Origin of the sequence: Microlunatus ginsengisoli, from assembly GCF_039537205.1 — a bacterium.
GTDB lineage: Bacteria > Actinomycetota > Actinomycetes > Propionibacteriales > Propionibacteriaceae > Microlunatus > Microlunatus ginsengisoli.
In genome coordinates, this window is the sequence record NZ_BAABAB010000005.1 from 1 (window position 1) to 24,983 (window position 24,983).

Consider the following 24,983-nt stretch of genomic DNA (forward strand, 5'->3'; position numbering starts at 1 on the left):
TCACCCGCCGACGGGATCTGGGCAACAGACTGCCGCACCGGCACCTGTTACACCCCCATTAGCGTGTTTCACCGATCGCTCCTGCACTCCCCGGCGCGCAGCGTCGGTGCGGGGCAAGTTGTCGAGCGAAGCAAGACAGTAGGGTCGCCATTCGTGAGTGCCGACGTCCGCCCCAGCAATCCCTTCGCCGAGCCGAGCCCGCTGCCGTACGGCCTGCCGCCGTTCGCCGAGTGCACGCCGGCGGCGCTCGAGGCCGCGTTCGAGCAGGGGATGGCGGCCCAGCTGGCCGAGGTCGAGGCCATCGTGGCGACGCCCGGCCCCGCCACGTTCGACAACACGCTGGAGGCGCTCGAGCGCTCGGGCCGGTTGCTCCGCCGGGCGCAGCGGGTCTTCTGGCTGTTGACCAGCGCCGACACCAACCCGGAGCTGGAGGCGCTGGAGACCGCGTACGCGCCGCGGTTCGCCGTCCACGCCGACGAGATCATGCTGAACCGGCGCCTGTTCGATCGGATCGATGCCCTGTACGCGGAGCGCGCCCAGCTCGGGCTCGACGCCGAGCAGGTCCGGCTGCTGGAGCGCTACCACACCGATCTGTCCCGAGCCGGCGCGGCCCTGGACGAGCCGAGCCGGCTCCACCTGGCCGACCTGAACCGGCAGATCGCGGAGTGCTCGACCGCGTTCGGCACCAACCTGCTGGCCGACACCAACGACAGCGCCGTCCTGTTCAGCGACGTCGCCGAGCTGGACGGACTGGGCCCGGACGCGATCGGGGCCGCGGCGGAGGCTGCGCGCCAGCGGGGGCTGGACGGCTACCTGATCACGCTGGTGCTGCCGACCCATCAGCCGGCGTTGGAGTCCCTGCACGAACCGGCGTCGCGGCGCCGGTTGCTGGCTGCCGCGCAGTCTCGCGGCTCGCGCGGGAACGCGTACGACAACCGCGACCTGATCCGCCGGCTGGCCGTGCTGCGCGCCGAGCGCGCGGAGCTGCTCGGCTACCGGTCGCACAGCGACTACGTGCTGGCCGACCGGACCGCGAAGGACAACGCCAGCGTCGACGACATGCTGCATCGGATCATCCCGGCCGCGACCGCGAACGCGAGTCGCGAGGCGGCGGAGCTCGCAGCGGCGAAACGGGCCGACGGGGACGACGCACCCTTCGAGGCGTCGGACTGGGCCTACTACGCCGCCCGGGTGCGCCGCGACCGGTACGCGTTCGACGCGTCCGCCATCCGGCCGTACGTCGAGCTGGAGCGGGTGCTGACCGACGGTGTCTTCGCCGCGGCGACCCTGCTCTACGGGCTCGGCTTCGTGGTGCGCGACGACCTGGCCGGCTATCACCCCGATGTCGTGGTGTACGAGGTGTTCGATGCCGACGGGTCGGGGCTGGGGCTGTTCGTCGCCGACTTCTTCACCCGTGACGGCAAGCGCGGCGGTGCCTGGTCGGAATCGCTCGTCCCGCAGTCTCGACTGCTCGGCGAGCGTCCGGTGGTGGCGAACAACCTGAACGTGCCGAAGCCGCCGGCCGGCAGCCCCGCGCTGCTGACCCAGGACGAGGTCGCGACCCTCTTCCACGAATTCGGCCACGCCCTGCACGCGTTGTTCTCCGACGTCAGCTATCCGCGGCTGTCCGGCACGGCCGTGGCGCGCGATTTCGTCGAGTTCCCGTCCCAGGTGAACGAGATGTGGCTCAGCTGGCCGGCCGTGCTCGACGGCTACGCGCGGCACGTCGACGACGGCTCGCCGCTTCCCCCGGAGCTGGCGGCCGCGCTCCGCAACCCGCCGACCTTCAACCAGGGCGTCGAGACGGTCGCGTCGCTGGCGGCGACGTGGATCGACCTGGCCTGGCACCGGCTGACCCGGGCGGAGGCGGCGGCGGTGACCGATGTCGCCGAGTTCGAGGCCCGGGCGCTCGCCGAGGCGGGGCTGGACCTCGACGCCATCCCGCCGCGCTACCGCGGGCCGTACTTCAACCACGTCTTCGCCAGCGGCTACTCGGCGGGGTACTACTCCTACCTATGGAGCGAGGTGCTCGACGCCGACACGGTCGAGTGGTTCCGCGAGCACGCCGGCGATCTCCGGGCTGCCGGCCAGGCTTTCCGCGACGCCTTGCTCAGCCGCGGCGGGACCGCCCCCGAGCTGGAGCTGTACGACGCCTTCCGCGGCCGACCCGCCCGGATCGAGCCGCTGCTCGCCCGCCGCGGACTGTGTTGATTGCTCCGCTCGGCAGGCCTCGCTTGACTGCTCCGCTCGCCAGGCCTCGCTCCGCGCTCCGCCGCGCTTCGAGCCGGCTCGTTCGTCGGTTCTGGTGAAACGGATTAGCGTGTTTCACCAGAACCTCCTGCACCCCCCGGCGCGCAGCGTCGGTGTTGGTCAGGTTCCTGCCCTGAGCTGCATGCACCAACGTGCCCTGAGCTCGTCGAAGGGCAGAGCAGTCATCTTCGGCGACTACGATGTGGAGCCTGCGCGCCCACCACGAAAGGCCCACCGTGTCGGAGTTTCCCGGTGATCTGACGCCCGCCGGCGTCCCTGCTCCCTTTGCCACCCTCGGCCTCACCTTCGACGACGTCTTGCTGCAGCCGAACGAGAGCGACGTCGTACCGTCCCAAGTGAGCACCGCCACCGTGGTGTCGAAGCGCATCTCGGTGAAGATGCCGCTGATCTCCTCGCCGATGGACACCGTGACCGAGGCCCGGATGGCCGTGGCGATCGCCCGCCAGGGCGGCCTCGGCATCATCCACCGCAACCTGTCGATCGAGGACCAGGCCCACCAGGTCGACGTGGTGAAACGGTCGGAGGCCGGCATGGTCGACGAGCCGATCACCATCTCACCCGATGCGACCATCGGCGAGGCCGACGCCATGTGCGGCCGCTACCGGATCTCCGGTGTTCCGGTCGTCGATCGCGACCTGCGCCTGCTCGGCATCGTCACCAACCGCGACATGCGGTTCGAGAACGACCCGAGCCGGCTGGTCGGCGACGTGATGACCAAGATGCCGCTGGTCACCGGCCCGGTCGGGATCAGCAACGACGACGCCATGCACCTGCTGGCCACCAACAAGATCGAGAAGCTGCCGCTGGTCGACGAGCAGGGCCGGCTCAAGGGTCTGATCACCCTCAAGGACTTCGTGAAGTCCGACCAGTACCCCGATGCCACCAAGGACGATCAGGGCCGGCTCCGGGTCGGTGCCGCGGTCGGCTTCTTCGGGGACGCCTGGAAGCGGGCGATGGCCCTGGTCGAGGAGGGTGTCGACCTGCTGATCGTGGACACCGCCCACGGGCACTCGCACGGGGTGGTGGACATGGTCCGGCGGCTGAAGGCGGAGCCCGCGGCCGGCGGGGTCGACATCGTGGCCGGCAACGTCGCGACGTACGCCGGTGCGAAGGCGCTGGTCGATGCCGGGGTGGACGGGGTGAAGGTCGGGGTCGGCCCAGGCTCGATCTGCACCACCCGGGTGGTCGCCGGGGTCGGCGTCCCCCAGGTCACCGCCATCCACAACGCGTCCCTGGCCTGCCGCCCAGCCGGCGTGCCGCTGATCGGCGACGGCGGGCTGCAATACTCCGGCGACATCGCCAAGGCCCTCGTCGCGGGGGCCGACACGGTCATGCTCGGCTCGCTGCTGGCGGGCTGCGAGGAGAGCCCGGGCGAGCTGATCTTCGTCAACGGCAAGCAGTTCAAGACCTACCGGGGGATGGGCTCGCTCGGGGCGATGGCCTCCCGCGGCCGGAACGCGTCGTTCTCCAAGGACCGCTACTTCCAGGGCGACGTCACCAACGACTCGAACCTGATCGCTGAGGGGATCGAGGGCCAGGTCCCGTTCCGCGGACCGCTGGCCGCGGTGGCCTACCAACTGGTCGGAGGGCTGCGCCAGTCGATGTTCTACACCGGCGCCGCGACCGTCCCCGAGCTGCACCGGCGCGGCCGGTTCGTCCGGATCACCTCCGCCGGCCTGCGCGAGTCCCACCCCCACGACATCCAGATGACCGTCGAGGCGCCGAACTATTCTGGGTAGTTGTCTCGCGCTCGCTGAGCGCCCTTCTTGACTTTCACTTTCTCCCTCGCTCGCCGGCATCAGATCGTGCCGCTGCCGCGGGCTGGGTTGGCCGTCTCGTTCGGTCGGAAGTGAAAGCCCGGGCGCTCCGCTTGCCGACGCTCGACAACGCGCGGCACGGCTTTACTGCCTGGCTCGCCCGCCGCGGCCGGGTCTGTTGGTGGCGCCCAGTACCTCCCGCTGGCTCCGAGGACGTGCCACTAAGGTGGCGGTCATGTTCGAGATCGGGCGGAGCAAGCGGGCGGAGCAGGCGTTTGCGTTCGACGACATCGCGATCGTGCCGTCGCGGCGTACGCGGGGCGACGAGGAGGTGTCGCTGACCTGGCGGATCGACGCCTATACGTTCGCGTTCCCGCTGATCGCGGCGCCGATGGACTCGGTGATGTCGCCGAGCACGGCGATCCAGCTGGGCCGGCTCGGCGGGCTCGGGGTGCTCAATCTCGAGGGTCTGTGGACCCGCTACGCCGATCCGGAACCGCTGCTGGAGGAGATCGTGGCGGCGCCGGACCCGATGGACGCGACCCGGCGGATCCAGCAGATCTATGCCGAGCCGATCAAGCCGGAGCTGATCGGGCAGCGAATCGCGGAGATCCGGGCGGCCGGCGTCCCGGCGGCCGGCGCGCTCAGCCCGCAGCACACCTCGGCGTACGCCAAGGCCGTCGTCGACGCCGGCGTCGACTTCTTCGTGATCAGGGGGACGACCGTCTCGGCCGAGCACGTCTCCAGCGCCAGCGAGCCGCTGAACCTGAAGCAGTTCATCTACGAGCTGGACGTGCCGGTCATCGTCGGCGGCTGCGCCACCCACCAGGCGGCGCTGCACCTGATGCGCACCGGCGCGGCCGGCGTCCTGGTCGGGTTCGGCGGGGGAGCGGCCTCGACCAGCCGGTCGGTGCTCGGGGTGGCGGTGCCGATGGCCAGCGCGGTCTCCGACGTAGCGGCCGCCCGCCGCGACTACCTGGACGAGTCCGGCGGTCGCTACGTGCACGTGATCGCCGACGGCTCGGTCGGCCGCTCCGGCGACATCGCCAAGGCGATCGCCTGCGGTGCCGACGCGGTGATGGTCGGATCGCCGCTGGCCAAGGCCGCCGAGGCGCCGGGACGCGGCTACCACTGGGGCGCCGAGGCGTGGCACCCGAGCCTGCCCCGCGGCGAGCGGGCCGCGTTCGGCACGGTCGGCACCCTCGAGGAGATCCTGCTCGGTCCGTCCACCGTTCCGGACGGGACGATGAACCTGGTGGGTGCCCTGCGCAAGGCGATGGGCACCACGGGGTATACCGAGGTGAAGGAGTTCCAGCGGGTCGAGGTCGTCGTCGGCTGACCCCCCGACCGACATACCTTCCAGATCGGGAGACAGCTCTGTAGTGGATTCACGGCTTGATCGCGACGGCCGCGCGGCCGCGCTGGACCGAATGAGCGCCGGACCGCTGGATGCGCTGGTGATCGGCGGCGGCGTGGTCGGGGCCGGCACCGCGCTCGACCTGGTCAGTCGCGGGTTGCGGGTCGGCCTGGTGGAGGCACGGGACTGGGCGTTCGGCGCCTCCGGACGGTCCAGCAAGCTGATCCACGGCGGGTTGCGCCATCTCGAGCTGTTCCAGTTCGGTCTGGTCAAGGAGTCGCTGCGCGAGCGCACCCTGCTGCTGGACCGGATCGCGCCGCACCTCGTCCGGCGGGTGCCGTTCCTGTACCCGCTGCACCATCACGCGATCGAGCGGGCGTACGTCGGCGCCGGCCTGCTGCTGTACGACGGGCTGGCGCGGGTGCCCGGCCAGCCGCGCGCCCTGCCGCACCACCGCCACCTCGCCCTGCGCTCGGTGAAGCGGATCGCTCCCGGGCTGGCCACGGACCGCGTGACCGGCGCGGTGCAGTACTACGACGCCGAGACCGACGATGCCCGCTACGTCCTCACGCTGGTCCGGACCGCGGCAGCGTACGGTGCCCTGGTCGCGAACCGTACGTCCTGCGTCGAGCTGCTCCGGGACGCCGATCGGGTGGTCGGCGCCCGGGTCATCGACGAGCTGAGCGGCGCCGAGCACGAGATCCGAGCCACCGTCGTGGTCAGCGCGGCCGGGGTCTGGACCGACCGGCTGCTGGGACCGCTCGCGGATCCGGATGCGGCCGACCCGCCCCGGCCCGGTGTGGCCAGCAAGGGCATCCATCTCGTGGTGCCCCGGGACCGGATCCGGGCCTCCACCGGCGTCGTCACCCGCGCCGGCAGCTCGGTGCTGTTCCTGATCCCGTGGGGCCGGTTCTGGATCATCGGCACCACCGACACGCCGTGGCGGGAGGAGCTGGAGCATCCGGCGGCCACCGCGCGCGACATCGAGGAGCTGCTCTCCGCGGTGAACCGGCACCTGGCCGCACCGCTGACCGAGGCCGACGTGGTCGGCTGCTATGCCGGACTTCGGCCGTTGTCGTCGTTCCGGCCGCGCCGTGCCGGCGATGTGGTCGGCTCGCCGCTGTCCAGCGAGCTGCGGGTCACCGCACCTCGGCGCGGGCTGGTCGTGGCCGCCGGCGGCTCGTTCACGACGTACCGGGTGATGGCCGCGCGCGCGGGGGATGCGGCCGGGCGGGAGATCGGCGGCCTGATCGAGCGGTCGGTGACGACCCGGCTGCCGTTGCTCGGTGCCGAGGGCTATCACGCGCGGTGGAACCAGCGGCACCTGCTGGCCCGCCAGGCCGGGCTACCGGTCGGCCGGATCGAGCACCTGCTGAACCGCTACGGCTCGCTCGCCGACGAGCTGCTGGTCGGCATCGCCGAACGCCCGTCCCTCGGCCGGGCGGTGCCGGGTGCCGAGGACTATCTGGCCGCGGAGATCGTCTACGCAGCCAGTCACGAGGGTGCCCTGCACCTGACCGACATCCTCGGCCGGCGGACCGGGATCGCCATCGAGACCCGTGACTGGGGCGTCTCGGCGGCCCCGTTCGCGGCGGACCTGGTGGCCGAGGTGCTCGGCTGGGACGAGCGCGAGACCGCCCGTCAGATCAGCGTCTACCTGGATCGGATCGAGGCCGAGCGCCGCAGCCACACGATGCCCGACGACGCCTCCGCGGCAGCCGCCCTGACCGGCTGGTAATCACCGGTCGGCCGGCGTGAAGCTCGACATATCGGTGCGCCGGGACGAACGCAACTCAGCCGGTCGGCTCCGGCAGCAGCGGCACCAGCTGGGACCAGCGATCGATCTCGCAGCCGTTGGTGCGGGTGAAGGTCGACTTCACCTTGGCACCGTTCATCGTGCCGGTCACGGTGGCCCGCTCCGGTCCGCCGTAGATCATCGTGCAGGCCCGGTCCTTCGGCACCGGCGGCAGGGCGCTCGCTCCGTTGACCTCGAGCGCCTGGCAGGCACCGACCGGATCCGGGTGGTCGCCGCCGGCGGGATCGCAGGACAGCCGCCAGGTCGTCGTGGCGGCACCGTTGCCGGGGTCCACCACGATGGTGAGTTCGGCAGTCGGCCCGGCCGTCGCGGCCGTCGCCGGCGTCGGCGCGGGCGTGTCGAGCGGTGTGCTCGGCTCGCCGCTGGCAGTGCTGCGGCAGCCCAGCAGACCGAGCAGGAGAATGGTCGCGCCGAGACCGAGGAGTCGCCCCCCGACAGGCTCCTTCACGCGTCTTTCCCCCTTGTCCCCCCGCTGGACTTCGCGGCCAACCTTACGTCGGGCGGCTGTGTCCCCGGGTCGATTCGGCACCACTTGCGCAGTAAGTTCGCCATCGATCAGACGACCGCAACAGCCGAGGCCGAAATGGAGACGAGCACGATGCTCACCCCCCAGGAGTGGACGGCCGGGTTGCTCACCGGAGCCGAGATCGAGCCGTTGCGGACCAGGCCGTGGGCTGACGTCTGGCGGGTCGAGGCCGCCGACGGCCGCTGGTGGCTCAAGGTCAACAAGGAGCTCACCGTCTATGAGCCCCGGCTGCTCGCCGCGCTGGCGACGACCGGGTCGTCCCTGCTCGCGGAGTCCCTCGTGCACGCCTCGATGCCGTGGACGCTGATCCGCGATGCGGGGGCGCCGGTCCGCGAGCGCTTCGCCGGCGCGGAACCGGCCGAGATCGTGGCGTTCTGGTGCACCCTGCTACCGGCGTACGGCGAGCTGCAGCGCGTCACACCGGTGCCGGCGCTGCGCGCGGCGGGGCTTCCCGACCTGACCCCGGACCGGCTGCTGGACGCGTTCGACGCGCTGGTCGCCGACCGGCGGTGGTTCACCACGACGGCCAACCCGGAGCTCGGTCCGGCCGAGCTCGGCCGGATCGTCGGCTCGCGCGACGCGCTGGCCGCGGCGGCGGCCGAGCTGGCCGGCGGCGTACCGGCGACGATCCAGCACGACGACCTGCACGACGGGAACGTGTTCGTCGACGTCGACGGCCGGTGCCGGATCATCGACTGGGGAGACGCCGTGCTCTCCCACCCGTTCTCCACCCTCCGGGTGACCATCGACGTGCTGGCGTACGCCCTCGAGCTGCCGGCGGACGCTCCCGAGCTGGTCCGGGTCCGGGACGCCTACCTCGAGCCCTGGCTGGCCGCCGGCGAGAGCCGCGGCGATCTCCTGAGCCAGTGCGAGCTGGCGGTCCGGACCGGTGGACTGATCCGGGCGCTCGGCTGGGCCCGCGCGCTCGGCACGCCAGAGGCGGGTGCCGAGCTGGGCTTCTCCGACGGTCCGTCGGGGTGGCTGCAGCGGCTGGCCGACGACCTCGGCTGAGAAACCTACGTTGGGCGTACGAACAGTTGTGTGGTGAACTGGAGCCGCCTGCCCGCCTCGGCGACTCACCCGTCACCGGGTGGACAGACCAACGCGGGTCCGGCCTCGATATGCCGAGACCGGACCCGCTGCCCGTTCCTGTCCGTCCGTTCACCGAAACAACGGCCGGTCAGGCCTTACGCGCAGCCGCGTCGAATGACGAGGGTTCCCCGACGGAATCGACCACGCAGTCTTGATGGTTCAGGCTCGCGCGATGGTGCGCTTTCGGTGCACGCCCATCGACCCAACGCTCGCCCTGGTGAGGTTCGGGCTCGCGTGACGCTCGCCCTGTCAGCTCTTCAGCGCCATCAGCCAGCCGAGCAGGTACGACCGGCTGTTGCCGTCGTCGATCCACTTGTCGTCCAGCGTCTGCGCCGTCTGCAGCGCCGCCTTGCGCTCGCTCTCGCCGGCCAGCGCGGCGTACATCAGCAGGTAGTCGCCGAACTTCTGGTCGAACTTCCCGCTGGTCGCCTCGGCGACGTTGGCGTTGATCCGGTCCGAGTCCCCGCCGAGGTAGGTCGACGCGGGGCTCATCGGGATCACCAGGATGCCGAGCATCGCTGCCGGCTCCGGGGAGAACCAGGTGGCGTAGTCACGCTTGCCGCCCCAGTTCAACGGAACGATCTTGTGGCCGAAGCCGGAGTACACCGGCTCGCTGGCGTCGAAGTTCGTCCAGTAGGCCAACCCAGCCTGCGCCTCGGTGGACAGCATCCAGATCGCCTCGGTCTCCAAGGCGTCGTTGCCGCTGCTCTTGGCCCACTTCGCCAGCCCCGTCCAGGCGGTGATCGCCTCGGAGCTGGACTCCTGGTTGTTGCCGTCGGCGAACGGTGAGGTGCCGGACGCCCAGGAGTGACCGGCGTACGCGTCGAACACGCGGCGGTCCGGGAACTTCCCGTTCCCCGCGCTGGAGGCGATGTCGGCCGCCAGCAGGTTCATCACCGGTGCGTACTGCTTGGCCAGGGCGGGATCGTCCTGGGTCAGCACACCGGCGGCGTAGAGGAAGTAGCCGTAGTGGAAGTGGTGGTCGTTGAACTCGTCGGAGCCGAACGACGGCGTCAGCCCGACCACGCCCTTGTTCTGGTCGTCGTAGACGAAGCAGAACGCGTCGCGTTTGGTCGCACCGGTCGGATCGGTCCACTGGCCGAGGGTGTCGGTCAGCTTCGCCTTGGCCTGGCCGGCCGGCCCGTCCAGCTTGAGCTGGGTGGCCAGCTGCCACAGCATGGCGACCCGATACAGCGCCTTGCCGCCGAAGTAGGTGTCCGCGGGGAACGCCGGGATGGCGGCGATGTCCTTGGTCACCTGGTCGGACAGCTGCTTCTTCTCCGCGCCGCTGAGCGAGTCGATGTCGAGCGCGCTGGTCGGTTCCGACACCGGAGTGGTGTAGATCAGGTCCGTGCCGGTGCACAGCTTGAGGGTGCCGAAGATGCTGGGGTACGTCCCCAGGTCTGCCTTGACGCTGGAGTCCAGGTTCTTGGCGTGGTGCGGCAGCACCGCGAAGGCGGTGTCGCCCTTCGCCTGGTAGCTGAGCGTGGTGGTGATCGTGTCGCCGGAGATCTTGTACGCCAGCGAGCTGCCGGTCACCGCGTTCGGGGCCAGCGTGGCGAGCTTGTCGGCAGCGCCGTCGGCCGGCACCGCGAACAGGATGGCCGCGCCACCCTTGGAGAGCTTGACGCTCTGCCCGTCGACCTTGCCGTCGGTGACCACCAGGCCGTACGTGGTGTCGCCCGCCTTCACCGTCCAGAAGTCACCGGAGGCGGTGAACGGCAGGTTCAGCTGGAGGGTGCCCGCCTGCTCCGCGGTGTAGCGGATGAACGGCGAACCCTCGGCGATCGTCGTCTTGCCGACCAGCGTGCCGCCGTCGTCGAGCAGGTCGATGGTCACCGTCAGCGTGTCGTACGCACTGACCTTCGCCGACTTCACGCCGGCATCGACGGAGATGTCCGGCTTGTAGCCGCCGGCGATGTTCTTCTCGGTGGCGGTCACGGTCGGCAGGCCGAGCGCGAAGCCGTTGTCGGTCAGCCCGAAGCTCAACGGCAGCGGGAAGACCGGCTGCGCCTGGTCGCCGAACACCAGACCGGAGAACCAGCGGTTGGTCGGCGGGATCAGGCCGTCGGCGAGCCGCTCGGCCTTCAGGTCCTTGAGCGTCTTGTTGGTCATCGCGGCGGTCAACGAGTCGACCTGCGAGGCCGGGAAGACCTCCGCGCCGGTGGCGGACTTGGTGTTGGTCGCCTTGTCGAGGCCACCGCCGGCGCCGCAGGCGGCCGCGCCGACCGCCACCGAGGTGACGGCCAGCCCGGCCAGCAGCGTACGTCGAGAAAAGGTCTTGTCGGACAGGGTCTTGCGAAGGTGGGGAAGGTTCATATCAGTGGAACTCCTGTTCCTGATTGGCCATGCCCGACCGCGTCGTCGCTGGCGACGACGCGGCGGACATGATCAGGTGTGCGTTCGGTCCGGCCGAAGGCGCCTACTTGAGCCCGATCTGACGGAGGAAGTTGAACGCCATGTCGCTGACCCCGGCCAGCGGGCCGTCGTCGCGCATCTGGACGGTGGCGGTCACCGGAGTGCCCGGATGGTTGACGTTGGCCAGGTCGGAGTTGGTCAGCTCCGGGCTGTCGATCCGGAGCTCGGTCAGCGCCTTGCTCTGGTCGGTGGTCACCTCGATGGTGCTCACCGTGCCGGCGATGATCTCGTTGTTCGGCAGCACGATGTCGACCGGAGCGCCCTTCTCGATCCGGGCGTAGTCGCCGGGGGAGAGCAGGAACTTCGCATCCACGTACTGGCTGTCGACCACGGAGATCGTGGCGAACGGGGCGCCGGTGCCCAGCGAGTTGCCGAGCTTGGCCTTGAGATCGGTGACCTGGCCGGCGACGGTCGCCTTGTAGGTCAGGGTGCCGGCCTTCTTGTCGACGGTGTAGGCGTCGGAGCTCTGCAGGTCCAGGCCGTTGGACAGGTCCTGCTGGAGCGGAACGCTGTTGATGGTGAAGAGCTTGTCGCCCTTGGCGACGACGTCGCCCTCCTTGACGTACTGCTTGATCACGGTGCCGCCGTAGGCCGCGCCGACGTCATAGGTGTCGGCCGCGATGGTGGCGGTCAGGCTGGTCGCCTTGGTCTGGCGCTGGTTGAAGATGAGGGTGAGCACGGCGACGATGAGCAGTACGCCGATGATCCCTCCGAACAATCGGAAGCGGTTGGTCCAGGTCATTTCGCGTAAACCCCATTCTTGATGTCATCGGTGTTCTCGTCCTCGGCGGCGTCGGCCGCGAGAACCGAGATGGTGTCGTTCTTCTCGGTGGTGTCCCCGTTGGCGGCAGCCTGTGCCTCCAGCGCCGGACGATCGATCGTGTTGGCGAGCACCGCGGGTGCGGTCTCCGTGCCGTCCTCGACGTCGGTGATGCCGGCGACGGGATCGGGCACGAGGTCACGCGGGTGCTTGTTGTGCCAGCTCTCCTTGAACGCGACCACGATGAACGCGCCGAGGATGAACGTGTTGGTCACACACCAGGCGGTCGCCAGGCTCAGCTGGCTGTTGCCGAGGTCACGCCAGATCGAGACCACCGAGGTGAAGGCGAGGAAGAAGAACACCAACACCTGGGGAATCATGAAGTTGAACGGAGATTGGACTTTGCTCTTGGAGCCGGTGACGTGCCACTTCTGCTCCTTCTTCGTCAGCGCGTTGTAGAACGCGCTGATGTAGATCGGGAAGGAGACCGCGGCCAGCATCAGCACCTCCCAGCGGAACGAGCCGAGGGTGTAGAAGGCGAGCAGGATCTGCAGCAGGTAGAAGCCGGCGTAGAACAGCAACCAGGTCTGCCAGCTGATCGTCAGGTTCACCGGCCGCAGGTCGAAGAAGACCTCCAGCGCCGGCACCATCAGCAAGATGCCCGGGGCGATACCGGTCAGGTAGTGCGTCGCGGTGACCAGGTACATGATCCGCTGGTCCATCGAGAGCTTCCGCCGCGGGCTGAGCGGGTTGTGGGTGAGCAGGATCTCGAAGCCACCGGTCGCCCAGCGCAGCTGCTGCTTGGTGTAGGCCTCGATGGTCTCCGGTGCGTCCCCGACCGCGAGGGTCTTGGGGATGTAGATCGTCTTCCAGCCGCGCTCGTGCAGCATCAGCGACGTCCAGACGTCCTCGGACTTGGAGTCGGTGTAGATGCCGCCCACGTCGTTGACCGCCGCGCGCCGATAGATCACGTTCGTGCCGACGCAGAACGCGGCGTTGAAGTGGTTCCGGCCGGGCTGGACGAACTTGTAGAAGACGGTCTGCATGTAGCCCGCACCGCGGGACACCATGTTGATCAGGTTGCCGTACGTCTGCGGGGTCTGCACGAACGCCACGGTGCTGTTCTCGAAGAACGGCATCGTCTCGACCAGGAACTCCGGCCGGGGCACGAAGTCGGCGTCGAACACCGCGAAGAAGTCGCCCTTGGCGATCGACAGCGCGTGGTTGATGTTGCCGGCCTTGGCGCCACCGCTGGAGAGCCGGCGGACGTAGTGGCAGCCGAGCTCGTCGGCCAGGGCCTTCACATCGTCGGAGCGGCCGTCGTCCAGGATCCACGTGCGGTGCTTGCCCTTGATGGCCATCGCGGCCGTGGCAGTCGCACGGATCTTCTCGATGTCCTCGCCGTAGACGGTGATGAAGACGTCGACCAGGACCTGCTTGCCGTTCAGCAGGATCGGCCACAGCTCGGGCTGGTCGGTCAGGCCGGCGGCCTTGATCGCCTTCTTGTCGAACATCACCCGGCGTGCCTCGTGGTAGCCGAAGGTCTTCGCGCTGGTCCGACCCGACAGGATCGTCCACATCGACAGCAGGGCGTGGGTGACGAGGATCGTCTCGGCGACGATGACCATCACGTAGGGGATGAAGTCGCCGCGGTTGCTCGGATTGAGCAGGAACTGCGCATAGAGCAGGATGCCCAAGGTGGCGATCAAGGAAAGCAAGATCATCACGGGCGAGTACGGATTGGCCGTCTCCGCTCTGCGGGTAACGGGCACGTGTTTATCGACGCGTGCATAGTCGTGGGCCGGTCTGGCCATGTGTGAACTCTCCACAAATTCGGTGTTTTGCGGGGGCGCCGACGCCGAAGGGTTTTCGGTCCTGGGTGTCGTGGCTGGTGATCGGCTCGATCCGGGCATGATCGCTGCCGGCCCGCCACGGTCTCCCGTGACCGACTTCGATGTCGCGTGTGCGGCTGCCTTGCCGCGGGCGGGGTGTCGGCACCTCATACGTGCCAACCGTCCCGGTGCTCGGCGCCTCTGTGCGCCGGTCGCTGTCTCATCGCGATGAGTCTCGAAGGACTGTCTCGATTCCCTCTCGGTTGATCATCTCGATCGTCCCGATCCGGCTCCGGATTCCTTCGATGTCATAACCATAGAGGTTCTTCCGGCGCGTCCGAAATCGTTGTTTCGGCGGTCGGGTAAACACCGGGTTACGGCTCAGTGTGCCGCCTCACAGGGGGTCTGCAGACGCCGACAACTGGTATCAATGAGGGGGTTTGACTGGTCTGCCCCAGATCCGACGCTCCAGCCGGCTCTCGCCTGAACCAGGGACTTTCGTCCCCCCAACTGGTCTGCTCGACTGGTATGGGACCAGCGCCTGGCCTGGTCTGCCTCGGGGATCGGCCGAAACTGTGATCCGGGCACGTTAGGAAGGTCACAGCGGGCTCGACGCGTTGCGTCTTGGTGTCCGCTCGATTCCGGCCGCGGAACGGCGGCTCGTGCCTCCGGGCGTGAGTACTAGGCTCCGATGCCATGGACGAGGAGGTGGCCGCGGAGCTGCGCCGGTTGCGGGACAGCATCGACAACATGGACGCCGCGCTGATCCATCTGCTCGCCGAGCGGTTCAAGATCACGCAGCAGGTGGGTGTGCTGAAGGCGGCGCACGAGCTGCCGCCGGCCGACCCGCAGCGCGAGGCGCAGCAGATCGCGCGGCTGCGCCGGCTCGCCGAGGAGGCCAAGCTCGATCCGGAGTTCGCCGAGAAGTTCCTCAACTTCGTCGTGGCCGAGGTCGTCCGCCACCACGAGCGGATCGCCGCCGGCTGACGTCTCCGGCCTCTCGGAGCCCCGTGCCCAACCCGGCGCCCCGACCTCGGCCCGCGGGTGCCCCCTCCCGGGAACCCCCACCACGCCCGGAAAACTGTGCGGCTGTTGCAGGTTCGGCCGGCGTGTCGCTGCAGGTTCTGCACAGTTTCCGACCTGGGGGCGGCGGGCTAGAGGGTGGCGGCGAGGGAGCGGCCGGCGGTGCGGCCGGTGAACAGGCACCCGCCGAGGAACGTCCCCTCGAGTGCCCGATAGCCGTGCACCCCGCCGCCGCCGAAGCCGGCGGCCTCGCCGACGGCGTACACACCGTGCACGGGCTGGCCGTCGGATCCCAGCATCCGGCCGTCCAGGTCCGTCTCCAGCCCGCCGAGCGTCTTGCGGGTCAGCACGTGCAGCCGGACGGCCACCAGCGGCCCACCACTGCCGACCCGGCCGCCGGACGGATCCCGGGGATCGAGGAACTCGTGCGGGGCGGCGACCCGGATCAGCCGGTCGCCGAGGAACTTGCGGGCCGCGCTGGTGGCCACCACCTGCGGGTCCTTGCCGAGGCCGGAACGGATCTGCAGGTCATGTGCCCGGATCGTGGCCTGGAGGGCGTCCGCGTCGATCAGGTGCGCGCCGGCGAGCTGGTTCATCTTCGCGGCCAGCTCGGCCACCGTGTCGGCGCTCAGGAAGTCGACCCCGCGGTCCTGGAACGCGGCCACCTCCGGGGTCGGCCCGGGCCTGACTCGGCCGGCCAGCAGCCTGAGGTCCTTGCCGGTCAGGTCGGCGTTCTGCTCGGATCCGGACAGGGCGAACTCGGCGTTGAGTGTGGTCTGGTCCAGCACGTACCAGGAATAGGCGTGGCCGCCGGAGGTGATGTGCCGCAGCGCCCCCAGGGCGTCGAAGCCGGGGAAGAGGGGAGCGGGCAGCCGTTCGCCGCGGGCGTCCAGCCAGAGCGACGACGGACCGGGCAGGATCCGGATCCCGTGCCGCGTCCAGACCGGGTCGTGGTTGACGATCCCCTCCGGGTAGTGCCACATCCGGTCGGAGTTGATCAGCCGTCCGCCGGCGACCGAGGCGATCGAGAGCATCGAGCCGTCGACGAAGTCCGGTACGCCGCTGAGCATCTGCTCCGGCGGGTCGCCCCAGCCGACCGGCCAGTGCGCCCGGACCAGGTCGTGGTTTCCGCCGATGCCGCCGCTGGCGACCACCACGGCCGAGGCGGTGTAGCTGAACTCACCGACCTTGACCTCGGAGCTGCGCACGCCGCGCGGCACCTCGCTCGGCTCCAGGACGTCGCCGGAGACCAGCACGCCGGCGGAGGAGATCTCGAGCTGGGTGACCTTGTGCCGGCAGCGGAGCCGGACACGCCGTGAGTTCAGCACTCGCTGGGCGAACGGCTCGACCAGCCCGGGACCGGTGCCCCAGGTGACGTGGAACCGTGGCACGGAGTTGCCGTGGCCGGGTGCGCTGTAGCCGCCCCGCTCGGCCCACTGGACGAGCGGGAAGAACCGCACCCCCAGACCGCGCAGCCACGGTCGCAGCTCGCCGCCGGCGAACTCGACGAATCCTTCGGCCCAGCGGCGCGGCCAGTAGTCCTCCGGCCGGTCGAAGGCGGCGCTGCCCAGCCAGTCGGCCAGCGCCAGCTCGGTCGAGTCGCGGATCCGCAGCCGGCGCTGCTCGGGCGAGTCGACCAGGAACAGGCCGCCGAACGACCAGTGCGCCTGACCACCGAACGACTGCTGCGGCTCACCGTCGAGCAGGATCACCGACTTCTCGGCGTCGGCCAGCTCGGCGGTCGCCACCAGACCGGACAGCCCGGCGCCGATCACGATGACGTCAGAGTCCATGGCTCACATGGTGTCATGCGCCTCCCCGAGCCCGGCCGGGTTGCGTGTGGTCACCGAGCTGCCTGGATACGCTGAAAGTCATGTTCGACCTCTCCCGGCTGGCCGGCCGTGTGGTGGCCAGCGCTCCACCGACGCCGCTGCGTTCGCCGCTCGATCAACGCGTCCTGGCCGACCTGCCGACCTCGACCGAGGCGGACGTCGCGGCCGCCGCCGAACGGGCCCGGAAGGCCCAGCCGGACTGGGCCGCTACGCCGATCGAGCGGCGGATGCAGGTGCTGCTCGACCTGCACGACATGATCTTGGACCGGCGCGACGACCTGGCCGATCTCGTCCAGCTGGAGGCGGGCAAGTCCCGGCTCAGTGCGATGGAGGAGATCCTGCACACCGCCCTGACGGCCCGCTACTACGGCCAGACCGCCCGGCGCTACCTGCACACGGAGCGGGCCAGCGGCATCCTGCCCCTGCTGACCCGGATCGACCGGCACTACGTCCCGAAGGGCCTGATCGGGGCCATCGGTCCCTGGAACTACCCGTTGACCATGGCTGTCTCGGACGGGCTCGCGGCCCTCGCCGCCGGCAACGCGGTGCTGCTCAAGCCGGACGCCCAGACGCCGCTCAGCTCGCTGGCCGCCGCCGAGTTGCTGGAGGAGTGCGGCCTGCCGGCCGACGTCTGGCAGATCGTCAACGGGCCGGGGGACGTCGTCGGGCCGGCGCTGATCGACCAGGTCGACTACGTCTGTTTCACCGGCTCCACGGCCACCGGCCGCCGGGTCGCCCAGCAGTGCGCCGGCCGGCTGATCGGCTGCTCGCTGGAGCTGGGTGGGAAGAACCCCGCACTGGTGCTCGACGACGCGGACCTCGACCAGGCCGTGCCCGGCCTGATCCGCGCCAGCTTCTCCAACGCCGGGCAGCTCTGCGTCTCGATCGAGCGGCTGTACGTCGCCCGCGACCTGCTGCCCGCCTTCGCCGACCGTTTCGCCTCCACCGCCGCGCAGCTCCGGCTGGGTGCCGGCCTGGACTACGACGCCGACGTCGGCTGCCTGATCAATGCGGCCCAGGTCGAGCGGGTGGAGGCCCATGTCGAGGACGCCCGCGCGCACGGCGCCACCGTGCTCACCGGCGGCCGGTCCCGGCCCGATCTCGGCCCGACGTTCTACGAGCCGACCGTGCTGACCGGGGTCACTCCGGCGATGCGCTGCTTCGCCGACGAGACGTTCGGCCCGGTCGTCAGCCTGTATCCGATGGACGACGACGCGGACGGGATCGCCCAGGCAAACGCGTCGGCGTACGGCCTGAACGCCAGCGTCTGGACCGGTGACCCGGCCCGCGGCCGGCGGGTCGCCGCCGAGATCCAGTGCGGCACGGTCAACGTGAACGAGGGTTTCGCGGCCACCTTCGGCAGCCTGGACGCCCCGATGGGCGGGATGAAGCAGTCCGGGCTCGGCCGCCGGCAGGCGGGGGAGGGCATCCGCCGGTTCGTCGAGTCGCAGGCGGTGGCCACCCAGTCCGGCGTGCCGATCGCGCCCAGCTTCGGGCTGTCCAAACAGGGCTTCGTGACGGCGATGGCCGGCGCGATGCGTGTCCTGCGCCGCGCCGGCCGAGCCTGAGGAGGCGGCCGCCACCCAGCTCGAGCAACCCACCGTCAGATCTTTGGATCCTTTCTCCGCCCTTGGATCTCTTATAGGGGATCCAAGGGCGAACAAGGGATCCGAAGATGCGGTCGGGAGGCCCCTAGACTGCTCACTTCAACGTGAGGAGAGGTGGAGCCCGGGATGAGCCAGCCCGAGCATGATCTGGTCCTGGTGATCGATTTCGGCGCGCAGTACGCCCAGCTGATCGCCCGTCGCGTCCGGGAGGCGAAGGTCTATTCCGAGGTCGTGCCGCACACCGCGAGCGTGGCCGACATCGTCGCGCGCAAGCCCAAGGCGATCATCCTGTCCGGCGGTCCGCAGTCGGTGTACGCGCCCGGCGCGCCTCAGGTCGACGCAGACCTGTTCACCACCGGGTTGCCGACGTTCGGCATCTGCTACGGGTTCCAGGCGATGGCTCGGGCGCTCGGCGGTGACGTGGCCCGGACCGGGCTGAGCGAGTTCGGCCGGACCGAGGCCCAGATCGCCGAGCCGGGCACGCTGCTGGCCAAGGTGCCACCCGAGCTGCGGGTCTGGATGAGCCATGGCGACTCCGTTTCGGCTGCGCCGGCCGGGTTCACCGCGCTCGCGGGCAGTGCCGGTGCGCCGATCGCGGCGTTCGAGGACACCGGCCGCGGGCTGGCCGGCGTCCAGTGGCACCCCGAGGTGCAGCACAGCCAGGCCGGCCAGCTGGTGCTGGAGACGTTTCTCTACGACATCGCGGGCTGCCGTCCGGACTGGACCCCCGCGAACATCGTCGAGGACTCCGTCGAGGCGATCCGCGCTCAGGTCGGCGACGGCCGGGTGATCTGCGGGCTGTCCGGCGGGGTCGACTCGGCGGTCGCGGCGGCCCTGGTGCAGAAGGCGGTCGGCGACCAGCTGACCTGTGTGTTCGTCGACCACGGACTGCTGCGGAAGGGCGAGGCCGAGCAGGTCGAGCGGGACTTCGTCGCCGCCACCGGGGTCGACCTGCTGGTGGTCGACGCAGCGGAGACGTTCCTGGCGGCGCTGGACGGGGTGACGGACCCCGAGACCAAGCGGAAGATCATCGGCCGCGAATTCATCCGCTCCTTCGAGGGTGCGGCCCGGCAGGTGGTCGGCGCGCACGCGGACGAGGAGGCCGGGGTCGAGTTCCTGGTCCAGGGCACCCTCTATCCGGATGTGGTCGAGTCCGGCGGCGGCGAGGGTGCGGCGAACATCAAGAGCCACCACAACGTCGGCGGCCTTCCCGACGACCTCCAGTTCGCCCTGGTCGAGCCGCTGCGGGCCCTGTTCAAGGACGAGGTCCGGGCGGTCGGCGAGCAGTTGGGGCTGCCGGCCGAGATCGTCTGGCGGCAGCCCTTCCCGGGTCCGGGACTCGGCATCCGGATCATCGGCGCGGTCACCCGGGAGCGGCTGGAGATCCTTCGCGACGCGGACGCGATCGCCCGGACCGAGCTGACCGCGGCCGGGCTGGATCGCGACATCTGGCAGTTCCCGGTGGTGCTGCTCGCCGACGTCCGCAGCGTGGGCGTGCAGGGCGACGGCCGGACGTACGGCCACCCGATCGTGCTCCGCCCGGTGACCAGCGATGACGCCATGACCGCCGACTGGGGCCGGCTGCCGTACGACCTGCTGGAGAAGGTCAGCACCCGGATCACCAACGAGGTCCGGGCGGTGAACCGGGTGGTGGTCGACATCACCAGCAAGCCGCCCGGCACCATCGAATGGGAGTAGCGGGCGTTCTGAACTGCTCCGCTCGGCGAGTGGGAATAGCCCCACCCACGCCGACGCTGCGCGCCGGTGAGTGCAGGAGCGTGCTGTGAAACAACGCTTTTCCGTTTCACAGCACGCAACGAACGAGCCGGCCCGAAGCGCAGCGGAGCGCGGAGCGAGGCTTGCCGAGTGGAGCAGTCAGCTCAGCGGCGTGGTCTGACCCACCGGCTTGCCGTTGGTGCTCTGCGGCTGCTCCCAGGGAGCGCCGGCCGCGCCCCAGACCGAGTCGCTGCCGTTCGCGTTCACCGGCGGGTAGGTGACGCTGTCGGCGGGCGACTCCTCCGGCATCACGAACATCGCGATGATGTAGGCCACCACCGGCACGAACGTGAACAGCGTGATCACGACGGTGAGGATCCGGACCAGGGTCGGGTCCATGTTCAGGTACTTGGCGATGCCACCGCAGACGCCGCCGATGAAGCGGTCGTTGCGGCTGCGTTCGAGCCGCTTGGGAGCTGAGTACGGAGCGGACATGATCTGTGTCTTTCCTTTCGGGGTTGGGTTCTAGGTTTCAGTCGCGGTTGCGGGACAGGGCGAGGCCGGCGACGCCGAGCACGACCAGGCTCAGCGGCGCGGCGATCTTGAGCAGCTGCCAGTCGACGCCGCCGACGTAGGTCAGCCAGAGCGCCAGCAGGGCGATACCGGTGATCAGCACGCCGAAGATCAGCGACACCACGTCGGGCTTGTACGTCCTCATCGGGTCACCTCGATCTGGCCGACATCGGCCGACAGCTTCAGGGTCAGGGTGGGCTGCTTCGGGTCGGGTGCGGTCGGCGGCAGCACAGCGTGCAGCTCGGTGCCGCTCGCCGCCTTGGTCCCGAACGCAGTGACCGCGCCGGCGTCGACGGTGTAGTCGACGACCACGTTCACCTTCTCGGGCACCGTCACGCTCAGCTCGCCGAGATCGATGTCGGCGGTGTACGTCGCGTCGTCGGTGAGCGCCAGCCTGCTCAGATCCACGCTCAGGTTTCCGACGTCGCGATGATCGCCGGCGGCGGGTAGCGCCGCGACATCGGTGTACGCGATCTGCTGGGACTGCCACTCGGTCGCCGGCGGCAGCTGCGGCGCGGCGGCCACTCCCATGGTGATCACGGCGAGCAGCAGGCCGATCGGGAGGATGCCGCGGGCACGGCCCAACCAGGTCGCCGCGATCAGGGTCAGCCCGAGCACCAACAGCGCGGCCGCGAGGTAGGTCACCGCGGACACCGACGCGCCCGCGGCATCGGCGATGGCGAGGCCGGTCAGGGTCAGCCCGAGCATCAGCACCGCGACCAGCCGCAGCCTGCGGGCCGATCGGCGGTCGGCCGGCTTCGGGACCGCGGGCACGACGGCCGTGACGGCCGGCTCGGGCGAGTAGAGGCCGACCGGGTCGGGATGGGCGAGGTACGCCTGCTGCTCGGCGACCGCAGCGCTGCCAGCGGGGTCATTGGCCGAGGGCGGGGTGACCCAGCCCGACGGCTCGCTGCGATCCTCGTCCACCGACCAGGCGGCACCGGCGGCCGGGTAGGTCGACGGCGGGGTGTTCGGGCTGGAGGTGGTCCGCTGGGCGGCGCTGTCGCGCTGCACCTGGACGATCCGCTCTCGCCAGGCGTCGGCCGCCTGGGTGAAGGCGGTCGGCGGCCCCGAGTAGTTGTAGAACTGAGTCGGCTGAGCGGGCGGCATCGCGGGTGGCTGGGCGGGCGGCGGCGGGGACGGGGTCTTGCGCACCTTGGTCCGGTAGTAGCCGAAATACCAGATCAGCGCCAGGATCAGGGCGGGTCCGAACCCGAACGGTGTGACCGAGCCGAGCACGGCGAAGCTGATGATGCACGCGATCACGACGATCGCGATCCAGATCTCGCGGGAGAGCCGGCTCGCCTGCTCACCGAGCAGGTCGTGGATCACCGGCCGCTCGCTGCCCTCGGCCGGGATGAGGAGCCAGCCGGCGACGTACAGCACGAGGCCGATGCCGCCGCTCAGTGCGAGCAGCACGCAGCCGACCCGGACCAGCAGCGGGTCCACGTTCCAGTGGCGGGCGACACCGCCGCACACACCGGCGAGCTTGGCGTCGCTGGTGCTGCGGCGGATGGTCCAGATCGAACTCATGACAGCCATCGTGCCGACCGGGGCCCGCCGCGCCATCAGGGACGACCCCCGATTCGTCCCCTGATACCTGGGACAATGGAACTCCGGACCCTCCCTCGGGACCCGGGTACGGTCCGGGCCGACCCTGGTGCCCCCAGGGCGGCACCGTGTGAGGGTGGAGGTGAGATGCCGACGACCGACCCGACTGCCGCGTACCCGCCGGCGACGAGCCCGCCCGCCCTGAGCCCGCCCACGCTGAGCCCGCCCGACCTGGCGACCTCCAGCGTGCCATCGCCGAGAACGGGTCCGACGACTCAGCAGGATCCCGGCGCCGGCGGGAGACCGCCGAGGGTCGAGGCGGACGAGGCGACCGAGCCGCGGTTGACGCCGCCGGCGGCGCGGGCCCCCGACCGAGTCGGCGGCGACACCGGCAAGCAGGAGCCCGAGGGCGACCGGCCGAGGGCGACCCGGATCAGCGAGGGCGCCATGCTCGGCGGCGTCTGTACCGGCCTGGCCCGGCACCTCGGCTGGCCGGTGATGGTCATCCGGATCGGCTTCGTCGCGCTAGCCGCGTTCCAGTTCATCGGCGTGCTGGCCTACGGCGCGCTGTGGCTGTTGCTTCCGCCGCAGCCGCCGGCGATGGCACCCGGCCTGGAGGCGGCCAGCCGGTCGGGGATGCGGCAGACCACGAAGCCGGCCCGATCGCACGACTGGGGAAAGGTCGTCGCGCTGGTCGCGCTCGGCGCCGGCGTGCTGTGGATCGTGCAGACCAGCGGCCTCGGGCTGAGCCAGCAGCTGTTCTGGCCGGTTGCGTTCGCCTGTGCCGGGGCGGCGCTGGTCTGGCGGCAGGCCGATCGCGCGGAGCAGAAGAAGTGGCGAGACGAGGCCGGTGGCCGGGTCTGGCTGGCGCCGTTCGTGGCCCGCGGCGGGTGGCCGGCCCTGGTCCGGATCATCGTCGGTCTCGGGTTGGTCGGGGCCGCCTTCGGACTGGTCGTCGCCCAGCAGGGGCAGCTCGCCCTGCTGCCCGAGGTGCTGGCGATGACGGTGCTCGCGCTGGCCGGTCTCGCCGTGGTGCTGGCACCGTGGCTGCACCGGTCGAGGAGCGCGCTGAACGAGGCGCGGGCGGAGAAGGTCCGGGCCGACGCGCGGGCCGACATGGCCGCCCACCTGCACGACTCGGTGCTGCAGACGCTCGCCCTGATCCAACGTCAGTCCGACGACCCGAAAGCGGTCCAGCAGCTGGCCCGGCGGCAAGAACGTGAGCTGCGCACCTGGCTGTACGGCGAGGAGGCCGCCGAGGCCACCCTGAAGGCCGCGCTGACCGCGGCGGCGGCCGAGGTGGAGGACGAGCGGGCCATCCCGATCGAGCTGGTCGTGGTCGGCGACTGCGACACGAACGAGGCGGTGGTCGCGCTGGTCCGGGCGGCCCGGGAGGCGATGGTCAACGCGGCCAAGCACTCCGGTGCCGACAAGATCGACGTCTATGCCGAGGTGGACGAGGGCACCGTCGAGGTGTTCGTCCGCGACCGCGGCAAGGGGTTCGACATCGACGAGATCGGCGAGGACCGGATGGGTGTCAAGGGCAGCATCATCGACCGGATGGCGCGGCACGGCGGCAAGGCCGTGGTCCGCTCCACGCCCGGTGAGGGAACCGAAGTACGACTGGAGATCACGACATGAGTCAACCCATCCGACCGGGCTCGCCGAGTGGGCAGGGCGCCGCACCGGGCACACCCGGGCAGCCGGCGATGCCGGGGCATCCCGGAGCCCCTTCGCAGCCCGGCGCCGCCTCCCCGCGGGTGGTCGCGACCCCCGGCGCGCCGGCGGCGGGCTCCTCCGCTCCGGGCGCGCCGCCGCCAACCCCGGCGCCGCGGATCAGCGTCGTCGTCGTCGACGACCACGCGATGTTCCGCAGCGGGGTCAAGGCCGAGATCGGGCAGTCTGTCCAGGTCGTCGGTGAGGCGCCCGACGCGGAGACCGCGATCAAGGTCGTCCTCGCCACCCGGCCGGACGTGGTGCTGCTGGACGTCCACCTGCCGGGCGGCGGCGGGATCGAGGTGCTGAAGAAGGTCCACGAGCAGAACCCCGACCAGCGCTTCCTCGCTCTGTCGGTGTCCGACGCGGCGGAGGACGTGATCGGCGTGATCCGGGCGGGCGCGCGCGGCTATGTCACCAAGTCGATCAGCGGCCCGGAGCTGATCGCGGCGATCAAGCGGGTGGCCGACGGCGACGCGGTGTTCTCACCGCGGCTGGCCGGTTTCGTGCTGGACGCCTTCTCCGGCGCCATCGACATCGCCAGCGTGGACGAAGACCTGGACCGGTTGTCCGCCCGGGAGCGCGAGGTGCTGCGGCTGATCGCCCGCGGCTATGCGTACAAGGAAGTGGCCAAGGAGCTGTTCATCTCGATCAAGACGGTCGAGACGCATGTCAGCAGCGTGCTGCGCAAGCTACAGCTGTCCAACCGGCACCAACTGACCCGCTGGGCCACCGACCGGAGGCTGGTCTAGCCGGTCAGGCCCTGGACGTACGCCCCTTGATCGCTCCCCAGATCGCCAGCACGACGATGCTGCCGATGAAGGACAGCACCCAGGTGCGGATCGAGAAGAAGTGCCCGAGGCCGACGTTGAAGAACAGGTTGCCGAGGAATCCGCCGACCAGGGCGCCGACGATGCCGAGCAGGATGGTGGTGATCCAGCCACCCTGGTGCAGGCCGGGCAGCACCGCCTTCGCGATCGTGCCCATGATCAGTCCGATGAGGATCCAGCCGATGATGCCCATGATCGAAATCTACGTCCGCGGCACAACGGAGCCGGGCAGGCGCGCTCCGGCACGGCGTTCCGGTGTCGTGGATGCGCCGATCCCGGCGCCGGTGGCGTAGGTTGGTGTGGATA

The 24,983-nt window shown here is 70.2% G+C and carries 19 protein-coding genes; 10 read left to right on the plus strand and 9 right to left on the minus strand.

The window, feature by feature from the left end; all coding sequences use genetic code 11:
• The first annotated feature begins 153 nt into the window (after nucleotides 1-153).
• The 4 genes from ABD747_RS02320 (at nucleotide 154) to ABD747_RS02335 (ending at nucleotide 7,123) form a co-directional block, all read left to right on the plus strand.
• The gene (locus ABD747_RS02320; protein WP_344801472.1) at nucleotides 154-2,211 is read left to right on the plus strand and encodes a M3 family metallopeptidase; all 2,058 of its coding nucleotides are present in this window, start codon (nucleotides 154-156) and stop codon (nucleotides 2,209-2,211) included.
• Between the two features lie 239 nt (nucleotides 2,212-2,450).
• Nucleotides 2,451-4,010, plus strand: coding sequence for an IMP dehydrogenase (gene guaB / locus ABD747_RS02325; protein WP_344801473.1), 1,560 nt, complete (start codon nucleotides 2,451-2,453; stop codon nucleotides 4,008-4,010).
• A gap of 253 nt (nucleotides 4,011-4,263) precedes the next feature.
• Complete coding sequence (locus ABD747_RS02330) at nucleotides 4,264-5,367, plus strand: GuaB3 family IMP dehydrogenase-related protein (protein ID WP_344801474.1); 1,104 nt, start codon at nucleotides 4,264-4,266, stop codon at nucleotides 5,365-5,367.
• A gap of 91 nt (nucleotides 5,368-5,458) precedes the next feature.
• Nucleotides 5,459-7,123: a glycerol-3-phosphate dehydrogenase/oxidase gene (locus tag ABD747_RS02335; RefSeq protein ID WP_344801475.1), complete on the plus strand. Its 1,665-nt coding sequence runs from the start codon at nucleotides 5,459-5,461 to the stop codon at nucleotides 7,121-7,123.
• A gap of 55 nt (nucleotides 7,124-7,178) precedes the next feature.
• Here ABD747_RS02335 and ABD747_RS02340 read toward each other — a convergent pair whose 3' ends face one another.
• Nucleotides 7,179-7,649, minus strand: coding sequence for an SSI family serine proteinase inhibitor (locus tag ABD747_RS02340; RefSeq protein ID WP_344801476.1), 471 nt, complete (start codon nucleotides 7,647-7,649; stop codon nucleotides 7,179-7,181).
• A gap of 150 nt (nucleotides 7,650-7,799) precedes the next feature.
• Here ABD747_RS02340 and ABD747_RS02345 point away from each other — a divergent pair, with 150 nt between their 5' ends.
• The gene (locus ABD747_RS02345; RefSeq protein ID WP_344801477.1) at nucleotides 7,800-8,738 is read left to right on the plus strand and encodes a phosphotransferase; all 939 of its coding nucleotides are present in this window, start codon (nucleotides 7,800-7,802) and stop codon (nucleotides 8,736-8,738) included.
• A 330-nt stretch (nucleotides 8,739-9,068) separates the two neighbouring features.
• Here the strand turns inward: ABD747_RS02345 and ABD747_RS02350 are convergent, their stop codons facing one another.
• The 3 genes from ABD747_RS02350 to ABD747_RS02360 all read right to left on the minus strand — a co-directional run bounded on the left by ABD747_RS02350 (nucleotide 9,069) and on the right by ABD747_RS02360 (nucleotide 13,721).
• Entirely contained in the window at nucleotides 9,069-11,138 is a 2,070-nt protein-coding gene (locus tag ABD747_RS02350; protein WP_344801478.1) for a glycosyl hydrolase, read from the minus strand.
• Between the two features lie 103 nt (nucleotides 11,139-11,241).
• Nucleotides 11,242-11,979, minus strand: coding sequence for an HlyD family efflux transporter periplasmic adaptor subunit (locus tag ABD747_RS02355; protein ID WP_344801479.1), 738 nt, complete (start codon nucleotides 11,977-11,979; stop codon nucleotides 11,242-11,244).
• Nucleotides 11,976-13,721 (minus strand): glycosyltransferase family 2 protein, encoded by a 1,746-nt coding sequence (locus ABD747_RS02360; protein WP_344801480.1) that lies wholly within the window; start codon nucleotides 13,719-13,721, stop codon nucleotides 11,976-11,978. Before ABD747_RS02360 ends, ABD747_RS02355 begins: the two co-directional genes overlap by 4 nt.
• 804 nt (nucleotides 13,722-14,525) lie before the next feature.
• Here ABD747_RS02360 and ABD747_RS02365 point away from each other — a divergent pair.
• A complete protein-coding gene (locus ABD747_RS02365) occupies nucleotides 14,526-14,816 on the plus strand; it encodes a chorismate mutase (RefSeq protein ID WP_344801481.1) in 291 nt (96 codons plus the stop codon).
• A 167-nt stretch (nucleotides 14,817-14,983) separates the two neighbouring features.
• Here the strand turns inward: ABD747_RS02365 and ABD747_RS02370 are convergent, their stop codons facing one another.
• Nucleotides 14,984-16,645 (minus strand): FAD-binding dehydrogenase, encoded by a 1,662-nt coding sequence (locus ABD747_RS02370; protein ID WP_344801482.1) that lies wholly within the window; start codon nucleotides 16,643-16,645, stop codon nucleotides 14,984-14,986.
• Between the two features lie 80 nt (nucleotides 16,646-16,725).
• Here ABD747_RS02370 and ABD747_RS02375 point away from each other — a divergent pair, with 80 nt between their 5' ends.
• A complete protein-coding gene (locus ABD747_RS02375) occupies nucleotides 16,726-18,252 on the plus strand; it encodes a succinic semialdehyde dehydrogenase (RefSeq protein WP_344801483.1) in 1,527 nt (508 codons plus the stop codon).
• A gap of 165 nt (nucleotides 18,253-18,417) precedes the next feature.
• Nucleotides 18,418-19,989 carry a glutamine-hydrolyzing GMP synthase gene (gene guaA, locus ABD747_RS02380; RefSeq protein WP_344801484.1) on the plus strand — a complete coding sequence of 524 codons (1,572 nt, stop codon included), beginning with the start codon at nucleotides 18,418-18,420 and terminating at the stop codon, nucleotides 19,987-19,989.
• Nucleotides 19,990-20,166: 177 nt separating this feature from the next.
• Here guaA and ABD747_RS02385 read toward each other — a convergent pair whose 3' ends face one another.
• Genes ABD747_RS02385 through ABD747_RS02395 form a run of 3 tightly spaced genes read right to left on the minus strand, consistent with a single transcriptional unit; the run spans nucleotide 20,167 to nucleotide 22,113 of the window.
• On the minus strand, nucleotides 20,167-20,502 hold the full coding sequence (locus ABD747_RS02385) for a PspC domain-containing protein (RefSeq protein ID WP_344801485.1): 336 nt from the start codon (nucleotides 20,500-20,502) through the stop codon (nucleotides 20,167-20,169).
• A 37-nt stretch (nucleotides 20,503-20,539) separates the two neighbouring features.
• The gene (locus tag ABD747_RS02390) at nucleotides 20,540-20,725 is read right to left on the minus strand and encodes a hypothetical protein (protein WP_344801486.1); all 186 of its coding nucleotides are present in this window, start codon (nucleotides 20,723-20,725) and stop codon (nucleotides 20,540-20,542) included.
• Nucleotides 20,722-22,113, minus strand: coding sequence for a PspC domain-containing protein (locus tag ABD747_RS02395; RefSeq protein ID WP_344801487.1), 1,392 nt, complete (start codon nucleotides 22,111-22,113; stop codon nucleotides 20,722-20,724). The genes ABD747_RS02390 and ABD747_RS02395 overlap by 4 nt, the downstream gene beginning before the upstream one ends.
• Before the next feature lie 165 nt (nucleotides 22,114-22,278).
• Here ABD747_RS02395 and ABD747_RS02400 point away from each other — a divergent pair, with 165 nt between their 5' ends.
• Together ABD747_RS02400 and ABD747_RS02405 are read left to right on the plus strand one after the other, a co-directional pair.
• Nucleotides 22,279-23,772 carry an ATP-binding protein gene (locus ABD747_RS02400; RefSeq protein WP_344801488.1) on the plus strand — a complete coding sequence of 498 codons (1,494 nt, stop codon included), beginning with the start codon at nucleotides 22,279-22,281 and terminating at the stop codon, nucleotides 23,770-23,772.
• A gap of 224 nt (nucleotides 23,773-23,996) precedes the next feature.
• On the plus strand, nucleotides 23,997-24,599 hold the full coding sequence (locus ABD747_RS02405; RefSeq protein WP_425562473.1) for a LuxR C-terminal-related transcriptional regulator: 603 nt from the start codon (nucleotides 23,997-23,999) through the stop codon (nucleotides 24,597-24,599).
• Nucleotides 24,600-24,603: 4 nt separating this feature from the next.
• Here ABD747_RS02405 and ABD747_RS02410 read toward each other — a convergent pair whose 3' ends face one another.
• Nucleotides 24,604-24,870: a GlsB/YeaQ/YmgE family stress response membrane protein gene (locus ABD747_RS02410; RefSeq protein ID WP_344801489.1), complete on the minus strand. Its 267-nt coding sequence runs from the start codon at nucleotides 24,868-24,870 to the stop codon at nucleotides 24,604-24,606.
• Nucleotides 24,871-24,983: the final 113 nt, after the last annotated feature.

Bases quoted from the DNA above. Each gene is read 5' to 3' on its own strand.
- guaB (WP_344801473.1), top strand. From the start codon at position 2,451: ATGTGGAGCCTGCGCGCCCACCACGAAAGGCCCACCGTGTCGGAGTTT.
- ABD747_RS02330 (WP_344801474.1), top strand. From the start codon at position 4,264: ATGTTCGAGATCGGGCGGAGCAAGCGGGCGGAGCAGGCGTTTGCGTTC.
- ABD747_RS02335 (WP_344801475.1), top strand. From the start codon at position 5,459: ATGAGCGCCGGACCGCTGGATGCGCTGGTGATCGGCGGCGGCGTGGTC.
- ABD747_RS02345 (WP_344801477.1), top strand. From the start codon at position 7,800: ATGCTCACCCCCCAGGAGTGGACGGCCGGGTTGCTCACCGGAGCCGAG.
- ABD747_RS02350 (WP_344801478.1), bottom strand. From the start codon at position 11,138: ATGAACCTTCCCCACCTTCGCAAGACCCTGTCCGACAAGACCTTTTCT.
- ABD747_RS02355 (WP_344801479.1), bottom strand. From the start codon at position 11,979: ATGACCTGGACCAACCGCTTCCGATTGTTCGGAGGGATCATCGGCGTA.
- ABD747_RS02360 (WP_344801480.1), bottom strand. From the start codon at position 13,721: ATGATCTTGCTTTCCTTGATCGCCACCTTGGGCATCCTGCTCTATGCG.
- ABD747_RS02365 (WP_344801481.1), top strand. From the start codon at position 14,526: ATGGACGAGGAGGTGGCCGCGGAGCTGCGCCGGTTGCGGGACAGCATC.
- ABD747_RS02370 (WP_344801482.1), bottom strand. From the start codon at position 16,645: ATGGACTCTGACGTCATCGTGATCGGCGCCGGGCTGTCCGGTCTGGTG.
- ABD747_RS02375 (WP_344801483.1), top strand. From the start codon at position 16,726: ATGTTCGACCTCTCCCGGCTGGCCGGCCGTGTGGTGGCCAGCGCTCCA.
- guaA (WP_344801484.1), top strand. From the start codon at position 18,418: ATGAGCCAGCCCGAGCATGATCTGGTCCTGGTGATCGATTTCGGCGCG.
- ABD747_RS02385 (WP_344801485.1), bottom strand. From the start codon at position 20,502: ATGTCCGCTCCGTACTCAGCTCCCAAGCGGCTCGAACGCAGCCGCAAC.
- ABD747_RS02390 (WP_344801486.1), bottom strand. From the start codon at position 20,725: ATGAGGACGTACAAGCCCGACGTGGTGTCGCTGATCTTCGGCGTGCTG.
- ABD747_RS02395 (WP_344801487.1), bottom strand. From the start codon at position 22,113: ATGAGTTCGATCTGGACCATCCGCCGCAGCACCAGCGACGCCAAGCTC.
- ABD747_RS02400 (WP_344801488.1), top strand. From the start codon at position 22,279: ATGCCGACGACCGACCCGACTGCCGCGTACCCGCCGGCGACGAGCCCG.
- ABD747_RS02405 (WP_425562473.1), top strand. From the start codon at position 23,997: ATGTTCCGCAGCGGGGTCAAGGCCGAGATCGGGCAGTCTGTCCAGGTC.
- ABD747_RS02410 (WP_344801489.1), bottom strand. From the start codon at position 24,870: ATGGGCATCATCGGCTGGATCCTCATCGGACTGATCATGGGCACGATC.